This window comes from Aeromonas sp. QDB17, assembly GCF_027705305.1.
In the GTDB taxonomy this organism is placed as follows: Bacteria; Pseudomonadota; Gammaproteobacteria; order Enterobacterales; family Aeromonadaceae; genus Aeromonas; species Aeromonas caviae.
Genome location: NZ_JAPDBP010000033.1, coordinates 24,581 through 34,486, shown reverse-complemented (window position 1 = coordinate 34,486; position 9,906 = coordinate 24,581). Strand labels below are relative to the sequence as shown.

Genomic DNA, 9,906 nt, shown 5'->3' with positions numbered 1-9,906 from the left:
GCGGTAGTTCAGTCGGTTAGAATACCGGCCTGTCACGCCGGGGGTCGCGGGTTCGAGTCCCGTCCGCTCCGCCACTAAATTGAAAGGCCTTCCCTATCGGGAAGGCCTTTTTGCTTTCTGGCATCTGGGTACGAGCTCAGAGAACAAGAGGCAACCGGCGGATCTGAATCGCCACTTGTGACGGACAACCCGCCTCTTCCCCCCTGTGGTGCTTGCGTGTCTGGCATTGTCCCTTTACCCAGGGCTTACCCTTCGCTCTGGTTCTTTGCTCCTCCATCTTTTCCCAACCCGGCCAATCGACCGGGCTTTGTCGTGTCTGGAGATGAGCATCGCAAGCACGCGAATACGCTCTGGCCGAGAGTGCCAGAGGACCATCGGGAGCTCATATGCGGATAAGAGATAAGCAAAGCGCTTTTTCTTTCTTCATGGAATATGCATAAGCGGGCATGCTGTACTCAACCCAACGATATGGAGTATCACCATGAAACTGCGAATGACCGCTCTCACCGTTCTCTCCCTGCTGGCTCTCGGTCAGGTCCACGCCGCCGAGGTGCGGCTGCTGAATGTCTCCTATGACCCGACGCGGGAGCTGTTCCAGGAGTACAACAGTGCCTTTGCCAAGGAGTGGAAGGCCAAAACCGGCGACGATGTGGTGGTGAGCCAGTCACACGGTGGCTCAGGCAAACAGGCTCGTGCCGTGGTGGACGGACTGGAGGCTGACGTGGTCTCCCTGGCGCTGGCCTATGACGTCGATGCGGTGGCCAAGGCAGGTCTCACCGCCAGCGACTGGGAAGGGCGTTTGGCCAACAATGCCTCTCCCTATACCTCCACCATCGTCTTCCTGGTGCGCAAGGGGAATCCCAAGCAGATCAAGGATTGGGGCGACCTCGTGCGCAAGGATGTCGCCATCATCACCCCCAACCCCAAGACCTCCGGCGGTGCGCGCTGGAATTATCTGGCTGCCTGGGGCTATGCCTTGAAGAAAAGCGGCACTGAAGAGGGCGCCAAACAGTTTGTCAGCGATCTGTTCAAGAATGTGAAGGTGCTGGACTCCGGGGCACGTGGCGCCACCACCAGCTTCATCGAACGCGGGCTCGGGGATGTGTTGCTGGCCTGGGAAAATGAAGCGTTGCTGGTGCTCAATCAGCCGGGCACCAGCGACAAGTTCGAACTGGTGGTGCCCTCGGTCTCCATCTTGGCCGAGCCGCCGGTAGCCGTGGTGGACAAGGTAGCCAAGAAGCATGGTACCGAGGCCGTCTCCAAGGCTTACCTCGAGTATCTCTACTCCGACGAAGGGCAGCGCATTATCGCCAAATACCACTATCGTCCGAGCAATCCGGCGATCCTGAAGGAGACCGCGGCCCAGTTCCCCAACCTGACGCTCTTTACTGTCAAGGATCTGGAAGGAGATTGGGAAAAGGCACAGAAGAAGCACTTCGCCCAGGGCGGATCGTTTGACCAGATTTACCAACCGGGCCGCTAAGAGACGCAGGCCCCTGTGACAACAGATAGGAGTACCACGATGAACAAGATCCTTCTGGTTCCCGGTCTGCACAACAGTGGGCCGGATCACTGGCAGAGCCGCTGGCACCAGCAATTTCCCCAGTGGCAGAGAATGATGGGTCTGCCCTGGGACAAGCCGGATCTCACGGTCTGGAGCGCCAAGCTGGCGAGCAAGCTCAGGAGCCGGCGCAGCCGGGTCCACCTGGTCGCTCACTCCTTCGGCGCTCTGACGGCCATCGCTGCCGCCAGACTGCAACCAGACAAGGTTTCTTCCATCTTCATCGTTGCCCCTGCCGATCCTGCCCGTTTCGGTATCCCGGATGAGGTGTTGGCGGGGTCCATCAAGGTCTCTGCCCAGTTGATCGCCAGCCGCAATGACCCCTGGATGAGTTTCGAGCGGGCAGAGTTCTGGAGCCGGCAGTGGCAGGTGCCCTTGTTCGATGCGGGGGAGGTGGGCCATATCAATGCCCAGTCCGGCCATGGGGAGTGGCACCAGGGGCTCGCTTTGCTCGGCACCCTATACCGCCGTGCCGAAATGGTGGTGGAGCCTGCTCCTGCCGAGTGGGGCAAGCAGGCCGCACTCAGTTTTAGATGAGGGACCCTCGGATTGTCTCGGCACGATTTCTAGGCGGGCTGGCAACTTGGCCAGCGTGACTGACTTTGCATGTTCCCGGTTTTACCGCTCCGTCTTTTAGGTCTTTTATTTATATAAAAGACCTTTTTTTATGCTTATCGCTCTAAAAGCCTTGTTCCACCATTGTTAGATAAAAAAGTGCTTAGCAAAGGCATTATTGGTGTTTGTTGTCCCTGGCCGCCGTGAGCAAAATCGTCACATCCAAAGTATTTATAACAAACGGATGTGTTATGCGATTAAGTTCTTATTCCGTCCTGCCAGGCCTGGGGCCAACGCTGGGCTTCAGTCTGCTCTATCTGGGCATACTGGTGCTGCTGCCGCTCTCGGCACTGGTGCTGTTTGCGGTGAACAACCTGAGCGCCGCCGAGTTCTGGCAGGTGATCGGCTCCCCCCGGGTGCTCGCCTCCTTTCGCCTGAGCTTTGGCGCCGCCTTCATTGCCGCCCTGCTCAACAGTCTGTTCGGTCTGATACTGGCCTGGGTACTGGTGCGCTATACCTTCCCCGGCCGCAGACTGGTGGATGCGCTGATCGACCTGCCCTTTGCCATGCCGACTGCCGTCTCCGGCATCGCCCTGTGCGCCATCTTTGCCCCCAACGGCTGGATTGGCCAATGGGTCGCTCCGCTGGGCATCGAGCTTGCCTACAACCCCATAGGGGTGGTCATTGCCCTGACCTTTATCGGGCTGCCCTTTGTGGTGCGTACCCTGCAGCCGGTGCTGCGGGAAGCGGAGAGCGAGCAAGAGGAGGCGGCCGCGAGCCTGGGTGCCAACCGCTGGCAGACCTTCATCCGGGTACTGTGGCCGACCCTGGTACCTGCGCTGCTCACCGGTTTTGCCCTAGCGTTTGCTCGCGGCGTGGGGGAGTACGGCTCTGTCATCTTCATTGCCGGCAACCTCCCCATGGTGTCCGAGATTGCCCCCCTGATGATCATGAGTCACCTGGAGGAGTATGACTACGCCGGTGCATCGGCCATTGCGTCCGTCATGCTGCTCATTTCCTTTGTGCTGCTGTTGCTCATCAACAAGTTGCAAGCCTGGAGCTGGGCTCGCATCGGAGGAAGCCGTATATGAACGCCTCTACTGCACATCTCGATCAGGCCCAGGAGTCCGCTCCGGTCACCCCGGCGCGTCATCCCCCGGTGACCCATGAACCGGTCTGGGTCAAATGGCTGCTGGTCACCGTCGGTCTGGGCTGGTTTGCCGCCTTGCTGCTGTTGCCGCTGGCCACCGTCTTCATCCAGGCGCTGAGCCCGGGTCTGGCCTTCTTCTGGCACGCCATCAGCGAGCCGGATGCCCTGAGCGCCCTGGGGCTGACCGCCCTGGTGACGCTCTGCTCGGTGCCCCTGAACCTGCTGTTCGGGCTGGCCGCTGCCTGGGCCATCGCCCGGTTCCGCTTTCCTGGCCGGCAACTGCTTATCACCCTCATCGATCTGCCGTTCTCGGTCTCGCCGGTCATCGCGGGCTTGATGTTCGTGCTGCTGTTCGGCAGTCGCGGCTGGTTCGGCGAGTGGCTCAGCGAGCACGACATCAAGATCATTTTCGCTACCCCGGGGATCATCCTGGCGACCACCTTCATCACTGTGCCCTTCGTGGTTCGCGAGCTGCTGCCCCAGATGGAGGCGCGGGGCCCGGAGGAAGAGGAGGCCGCCATCATGCTGGGGGCGAGCGGGTTGCAGATGTTCTGGCGGGTGACCCTGCCCGGCATCCGCTGGAGCCTGATGTATGGCCTGCTGCTCTGTACCGCCCGGGCGGTGGGGGAGTTTGGCGCTGTCTCCGTGGTGTCCGGCCACATTCGCGGCCAGACCAACACGCTGCCGCTGCACATCGAGATCCTTTACAACGAGTACCAGACCGGTGCCGCCTTCGCGGTGGCCAGCCTGCTGGCGCTGTTCGGGATCTTCACCCTGCTGGGTGAGACCCTGCTGGCCAGGCTGCGCGGCCAACCGACCCAGTCCCATTGATCCCGAATTAACGGTTATAGGAGAGGCATTCATGAGCATTCAGGTTCAAGGGCTCAACAAGCATTTCAATCAGTACGCGGCGCTGGCCGACATCAACCTCGATTTTCACGACGGTGAGCTGGTCGCCCTGCTCGGCCCCTCCGGCTGCGGCAAGACCACCTTGCTGCGGATCATCGCCGGGCTGGAGCAGGCGGACAGTGGCAGCGTCATCATCCGCGGCGAGGATGCCTCGGATCTCCATGTGCGCGAGCGCAACGTTGGCTTCGTGTTCCAGCACTACGCCCTGTTTCGCCACATGACGGTATTCGAGAACGTGGCCTTTGGCCTGAGGGTCAAGCCGCGTAGCGAACGCCCGGACGAGGCGGCCATCCGCACCCGGGTCAAGGAGCTGCTGGATCTGGTGCAGCTCAGCCACGTCGCGGCACGCTACCCGACCCAGCTCTCCGGTGGTCAGCGCCAACGGGTCGCCCTGGCCCGGGCCCTGGCGGTGCAGCCCAAGGTGCTGCTGCTGGACGAGCCTTTCGGCGCCCTCGATGCCCAGGTGCGCAAGGAGCTGCGCCGCTGGCTGCGTGAGCTTCACGACGAGCTGCATGTCACCAGTCTGTTCGTGACCCACGATCAGGAAGAGGCCCTGGAGGTGGCGGATCGGGTGGTGCTGATGAACGCCGGCAAGGTAGAGCAGATTGGCACCCCTGCCGAAGTGTATGATCAGCCCGCCAGTGCCTTCGTGCACAGCTTCCTTGGCAGCGTAAACCTGTTTCGTGGCAGGGTGGCCGGGCAGGGGCTCGGCATCGGTGAACAGCAACTGGGTGGCCCCATCCCCTCCCATCTGGCAGAAGGGAGTGCGGCCATTGCCTATGTGCGCCCCCACGAGCTGGAGATCCTGCCCTCGGATGCCCCCGGTGGCATTCGCGCCACCATTACCCGCCTGCTGCCCATGGGGCCGCGCATCCGGGTGGAACTGCGTGGCGATGGGGAGACGGGAGGCGCTCACTACGAGGCCGAACTGAGCAAGGAGGCCGCCCGGGCCTTTGCCCCCGGCCAGGGGGTGCGTCTGGTGGCCAGGCAGGCACAGCTCTATCCCGACTACCAGATCTGAGGGCAAGCCGCGAGGTGCGGCCCTCTGTCAGGCTTGCTGCCGGGCTATGATCCCGGCAATCCACAACAAGAGGACGGTGGCACGAGCCACCGCCACTCAGCGCAGGAGGCGATGAGGTGAACTTTCAGCAATTGCGAATCATTCGGGAGGCGGCACGGCGGGATTACAACCTGACCGACGTGGCCAATGCCCTCTTTACTTCCCAGTCCGGGGTCAGCCGCCACATTCGCGAGTTGGAGGAGGAGCTGGGGCTCGCCCTCTTCATTCGCTATGGCAAGCGTCTGCTCGGCATGACCGAGCCGGGCAAGGAGTTGCTGGTGATCGCCGAGCGTATCCTGGGGGATGCCGACAACATCCGTAAACTGGCGAGCACCTTTGCCAATCGCGACTCGGGCCGGCTGCTTATCGCGACCACTCATACCCAGGCCCGTTATGCCCTGCCGAGGGTAGTGAAGGCGTTTCGGGAGCAATTTCCCCTGGTACAGCTGGAGCTGCGTCAGGGGAGCCCGGAGGAGATAGTGCGGCTGGTGCAGACCGGCGAGGTGGACATCGGCATCAGCAGCGAGCAGCTCGACAAGAGCGAAGGGGTGGTGGCCTTTCCCTACTACCGCTGGCACCACAATATCGTCGTGCCGGAGCAGCACCCTCTCACCGCCGAGCGGGAGCTGACCCTGGCCGCTCTGGCCCACTGGCCCATCGTCACCTATCAGGCCGGCCTCACCGGTCGGGCGCGGGTGGATGATGCCTTTGCCGAGGCGGGCATAGTGCCGCAGATCCTGCTGACCGCCCAGGACTCAGACGTCATCAAGACCTATGTCGAGCTGGAGATGGGGGTGGGCATACTGGCGGACATGGCGTTCGATTCCCAGCGGGACAAGGGACTGGTGCAACTGGACGGCAGCCGGTTGTTTGCGCCGCACACCGCCTGGATCGGCCTCAAGCAGGGGCAGTTCCAGCACAACTTTGCCTGGCAGTTCATCCAGCTCTGCAACCCCGAGCTGGCGCTGGCGGAGATCCAGGCCCGCGCCATGAGCAACGAGCCCCTGCTCGATTACCAGATTTGAACCGAGGGGTGGATGAAAAACGGGGAGCCATGGGCTCCCCGTTTTGTTGATGGTGTCATGTCGTGCCTGCGGCTCAGTTCACCTGGATCCAGGCATCCTGCCAATTGGTACCTACCCCGGGTTCATACTGGGTGGCCGTGCTCGCCCACTGGCTGCACCAGCCGCTGTAGGGGAAGGGTTTGCACTGATAGACCTTGCCGTTTTTCGGCTGCAGCACCCGGGTTCCGGCGGTGTAGGACTTGAGGCCGTCCGGGAAGGTGAACTGGTAATCGCCCCCGCTTGCCGGATCCTTGAACATGAGATCCAGGGTCTGCTGCACCGCGTCACCACCGGCCTTGGGTTTGCCCTCGATCACCAGCTGATGGTGGCCCGCACTCAAGCCGGTCAGCGCCATGGAGAAACTCTGGCTGCCGTCCTTGATGTCGGCACTGCTCTGTCCCCTGGCGACACCGCCGTGGTCATAGAGGGTGTTGGTGATGGCGAGATCCCCCTGGGCCGTGACGGTGAACATCAGGGTGAGCTTGCCGTTGTCGAGCGTGTAGTCGCTCGCCAGACCGCTCACGCTGATCCCGTTCTCCACCGGGGGCTGCTGTTGCTCAAGCTGGATCTCGACCCGTTGCAGGTTGCTGCCAGCCTTGAGGTAGACCGGGTTCTGGCCATAGACGGGGTTGAACTGGCCGTCCGTACCTTGCTGGCCTGCACGGATCTGGCTCTGCTCGGCGTTGATCTTGCTCGCCAGGGCGTGGGCCCAGTTGTTCTTCTGGCCCTGCCCGGCGCTGGCGATGGTCAGCTCGGTCTGGAGATCGGTGCGCTCGCCATTGGCATCGAACACCCGGGTTCTCGCTTTGTCACCCGCCACCAGGTCGATGGAGGGATAGATGGTCCCTCCCTGGCTCCAGGTCAGCGGTGGCTGGGTGCCATCCTTGAACCGGGCGTCGATCAGGTTGTAGAAGCTGTTGGCGGTATCCCCTACCTCCCACACCCCGAGAATGACCTGATAACCGGTACGCGGGGGCAGGGTGCACTGATGGGTCACCTGTTTGGGGGGCTGCACCATGTTGCCATCGATGACGCAGAAGGGATTGAGATCGAACGCATCCCGGGTGAGGGGCTGGTTCGGGTTCCAGTCCTGCTTGGTGAGGTAGTAGCGCCAGTTGCGGGTCACGTGGTTGGCGGTGAAGGTCCAGCTGATGGCGAAGGGACCTGCCTGCACCTCACGCTTGGTCCAGCGATCGAGGGTCTGGGTGTTGAGCTCGCCGAATTGAGGGTGACCGGCCGAGGCTATCTGGCCGTCGGCGGGGCCGCCATCGGGGAAGCCGGAGGGGGCTTCCAGGCTCTGGGGTTCCCACTGGATGGCGCCACACTGGCTGTTGCCCCCTGTCTTGCACAGGTAGTTGCGCCCTTCGGGCTGGCTGATGTAGCCGTGAGCGAGTACGCCGCCACTGGCCAGCAGCGCCAGCGCTGCCGCGAGATGGGTGAGTCGGATATTTGCTGCCATACATTCCTCTGTTCGGTGATGTGGGCAGTCACGTTGGCAGGGGAGTTCCCCGAAACACGGTGCTGCAACCCCGCTATCCTGGACAGCTTGTCTTTAGACCGGAGGCTTTGCGTCCTGGCCTTTCAACCAGTTTGCCAAATGACTACAGAAAGGATCATGGTGCCGCCTGTGGCGACCACTCATCATGACTATATTTTGTTAAAAAATTAAGTGTAAAAATTGACAGTGCCATCTCATCGGAGCAGCGCATCAGCGGCAGATCACTCCATCGGGATCTGCGCGCTGGTTCAGTGCGAGAGGGTGGTCCGAGAGAGGCTCCCGTGGCCATGAGAGGAAAGGAGCCCCTGCCAGCCTGGCAGGGGCTCACGGGGCCACTCAGTGGCGGGGTTGCATGCCTGCTCGGGAAGAGGACGCCTGGGTCGGTCGCATCATCCTGTCCTGGGCTTGGGCGTTGTCGAGCTTGAACACCGCCAGTCGCTCGTCGAGGCTTCGGGAGAGACCGGCCAGCAGTTCGCTCTCCTGGGCCAACTGGGAGGCCGCCTGGGACATCTCTAGCGCCGAGTCGTTGATGCCGCTGACGTTGCGGTTCATGTCTTCCGCCACCATGCTCTGCTGCTCCGCCGCCGTGGCGATCTGGGTCGCCATGTCACTCACGTGCTGGATGTGATTGACGATGAGGGAGAGATCCTGCCCCGCCTTCTCGGACTGGTTGACGCTGCTCTCCGCCAGCTTGCGGCTGGCGTCCATGGCGTTGGCGGCGGTGACAGCCCGTTGCTGCAACTGGGTGATGGTACTCTGGATCTCCTCGGTGGAGTGGCGGGTGCGACTGGCCAGCTGGCGCACCTCGTCGGCCACCACGGCGAAGCCACGGCCCTGCTCGCCGGCCCGGGCCGCCTCGATGGCGGCGTTGAGGGCCAGCAGGTTGGTCTGCTCCGAGATGGCGCTGATGACCGCCGTCACCTCGCTTATCTGCATCACTCCCTCCTTGAGCTGGTTGACCTGCGAGGTGGCCTGATCCACCTCGGTGGCCAGCGCCTGGATGCCGTGCACGCTGGCATGGACATCCTGGTTGCCGAGCCCGGCCTCGCTGGTGGCATCCTGGGTGTCGCGGGCCGTATTCTCGGCGTGACCCGCCACGTCGGCGATGGTGGCGCTCATCTCGTTCATGGCGGTGGCGAGCTGGGCGAGCTGATCCCGCTGACTGTTGACCGCCTGGTTGGTCTGTTCGGCGGAGGCGGCGATGCGCAGGGCGGCATCCGCCACGTTGCGGGCCCCCAGGCTCGCTTCCAGCAGGGCGCGGCGGATGGCATCCAGCCCCTGGTTGGTGGAGCTGGCGACGGCGCCGAGCTCATCCCTGCCCAGCACCGGGATGCTGACCACCAGATCGCCAGCTGCGACCCGGGCCATGGCCTTGTTGATCTCGGCCAGGGGATTGACGATGGAGCGGCTGATGGCGAGTCCCAGCAGCCCCATCAACAGGATCACCAGCAAGGTGGCGCCACCCATCCACTCATATTGGGACCACATGGTGGCCTCAATGTCCTGCAACAACACACCGGAGCCCAGGATCCAGCCCCAGGGCTGGTAGCCCGTCACCAGCGACATCTTCTGGGCCGCCTCGCCGGACGGGGAGACCCACTGATACTCCAGCCTGCCCTGGTGGCCGCCCTTGCCGAGATCCACCATGTGCTGCCAGTGGGACTCGGCAGGGTTGTTGCCCATCTGCTGGCCGACCAGCTCGGGTTTGGCGGGATGCACCACCACCCGACGATCTTCATCCAGCACGAACAGGTAGTTGTCCCCGTCAAAGCGCATGCTGTCGAGCATGGCCTTGGCCTGTGCCTTGGCCTGCTCCGGGGGGAGGGTGGCGGCCAGGGCCTGGATCCGGCTCATGGCCAGGTCCAGCACCGCCTGCAGCCTGGCTTCCCGTTCACTCATCAGATTGCGGTGCAGGGCACTGGCCGAGATGAGCAGCAGTGCGATGAAGCCGACCAGGGCCAGTGAGAGCAGCAGCATCAGTTTGCGACTCACGGCAATATCACCGAGCTTGAACATAGTCTTATCCTTACTTTCCCATGCGGGTCTGATTGTGGCCGTTCTAGCGGCCGGACCTGATTATTGTTGTTTTTAACATGCCATTAACTTTCA

At 62.5% G+C, this 9,906-nt stretch carries 8 protein-coding genes and 1 riboswitch; of the genes, 6 read left to right on the top strand and 2 right to left on the bottom strand.

What is annotated here, in order from left to right:
• Positions 1 to 481: 481 nt before the first annotated feature.
• The 6 genes from OKC41_RS19940 to cbl all read left to right on the top strand — a co-directional run bounded on the left by OKC41_RS19940 (position 482) and on the right by cbl (position 6,260).
• Complete coding sequence (locus OKC41_RS19940) at positions 482 to 1,483, top strand: sulfate ABC transporter substrate-binding protein (protein WP_201895077.1); 1,002 nt, start codon at positions 482 to 484, stop codon at positions 1,481 to 1,483.
• 39 nt (positions 1,484 to 1,522) lie between these two features.
• Positions 1,523 to 2,098: an alpha/beta hydrolase gene (locus tag OKC41_RS19935; RefSeq protein WP_039039453.1), complete on the top strand. Its 576-nt coding sequence runs from the start codon at positions 1,523 to 1,525 to the stop codon at positions 2,096 to 2,098.
• Positions 2,099 to 2,367: 269 nt separating this feature from the next.
• Positions 2,368 to 3,207, top strand: a complete 840-nt coding sequence (gene cysT, locus OKC41_RS19930; protein ID WP_039039454.1) for a sulfate ABC transporter permease subunit CysT — start codon at positions 2,368 to 2,370, stop codon at positions 3,205 to 3,207.
• The gene (gene cysW, locus OKC41_RS19925) at positions 3,204 to 4,097 is read left to right on the top strand and encodes a sulfate ABC transporter permease subunit CysW (protein WP_201895078.1); all 894 of its coding nucleotides are present in this window, start codon (positions 3,204 to 3,206) and stop codon (positions 4,095 to 4,097) included. Before cysT ends, cysW begins: the two co-directional genes overlap by 4 nt.
• A 31-nt stretch (positions 4,098 to 4,128) precedes the next feature.
• The gene (locus OKC41_RS19920) at positions 4,129 to 5,196 is read left to right on the top strand and encodes a sulfate/molybdate ABC transporter ATP-binding protein (protein ID WP_010672827.1); all 1,068 of its coding nucleotides are present in this window, start codon (positions 4,129 to 4,131) and stop codon (positions 5,194 to 5,196) included.
• A 116-nt stretch (positions 5,197 to 5,312) separates the two neighbouring features.
• Positions 5,313 to 6,260 carry an HTH-type transcriptional regulator Cbl gene (gene cbl / locus OKC41_RS19915; protein WP_010672828.1) on the top strand — a complete coding sequence of 316 codons (948 nt, stop codon included), beginning with the start codon at positions 5,313 to 5,315 and terminating at the stop codon, positions 6,258 to 6,260.
• A 73-nt stretch (positions 6,261 to 6,333) separates the two neighbouring features.
• On the opposite strand, the gene gbpA is transcribed toward cbl, so the two are convergent.
• Together gbpA and OKC41_RS19905 are read right to left on the bottom strand one after the other, a co-directional pair.
• A complete protein-coding gene (gene gbpA, locus OKC41_RS19910) occupies positions 6,334 to 7,758 on the bottom strand; it encodes an N-acetylglucosamine-binding protein GbpA (protein WP_201895079.1) in 1,425 nt (474 codons plus the stop codon).
• A 60-nt stretch (positions 7,759 to 7,818) separates the two neighbouring features.
• Positions 7,819 to 7,904: riboswitch (cyclic di-GMP riboswitch) on the bottom strand.
• Between the two features lie 229 nt (positions 7,905 to 8,133).
• Complete coding sequence (locus OKC41_RS19905) at positions 8,134 to 9,813, bottom strand: methyl-accepting chemotaxis protein (protein ID WP_103260826.1); 1,680 nt, start codon at positions 9,811 to 9,813, stop codon at positions 8,134 to 8,136.
• Positions 9,814 to 9,906 lie beyond the last annotated feature (93 nt).

Excerpts from the sequence above, each read along its gene's own strand:
- OKC41_RS19940 (WP_201895077.1), top strand. The coding sequence starts at position 482 with ATGAAACTGCGAATGACCGCTCTCACCGTTCTCTCCCTGCTGGCTCTC.
- OKC41_RS19935 (WP_039039453.1), top strand. The coding sequence starts at position 1,523 with ATGAACAAGATCCTTCTGGTTCCCGGTCTGCACAACAGTGGGCCGGAT.
- OKC41_RS19905 (WP_103260826.1), bottom strand. The coding sequence starts at position 9,813 with ATGTTCAAGCTCGGTGATATTGCCGTGAGTCGCAAACTGATGCTGCTG.
- cysW (WP_201895078.1), top strand. The coding sequence starts at position 3,204 with ATGAACGCCTCTACTGCACATCTCGATCAGGCCCAGGAGTCCGCTCCG.
- gbpA (WP_201895079.1), bottom strand. The coding sequence starts at position 7,758 with ATGGCAGCAAATATCCGACTCACCCATCTCGCGGCAGCGCTGGCGCTG.
- cysT (WP_039039454.1), top strand. The coding sequence starts at position 2,368 with ATGCGATTAAGTTCTTATTCCGTCCTGCCAGGCCTGGGGCCAACGCTG.
- OKC41_RS19920 (WP_010672827.1), top strand. The coding sequence starts at position 4,129 with ATGAGCATTCAGGTTCAAGGGCTCAACAAGCATTTCAATCAGTACGCG.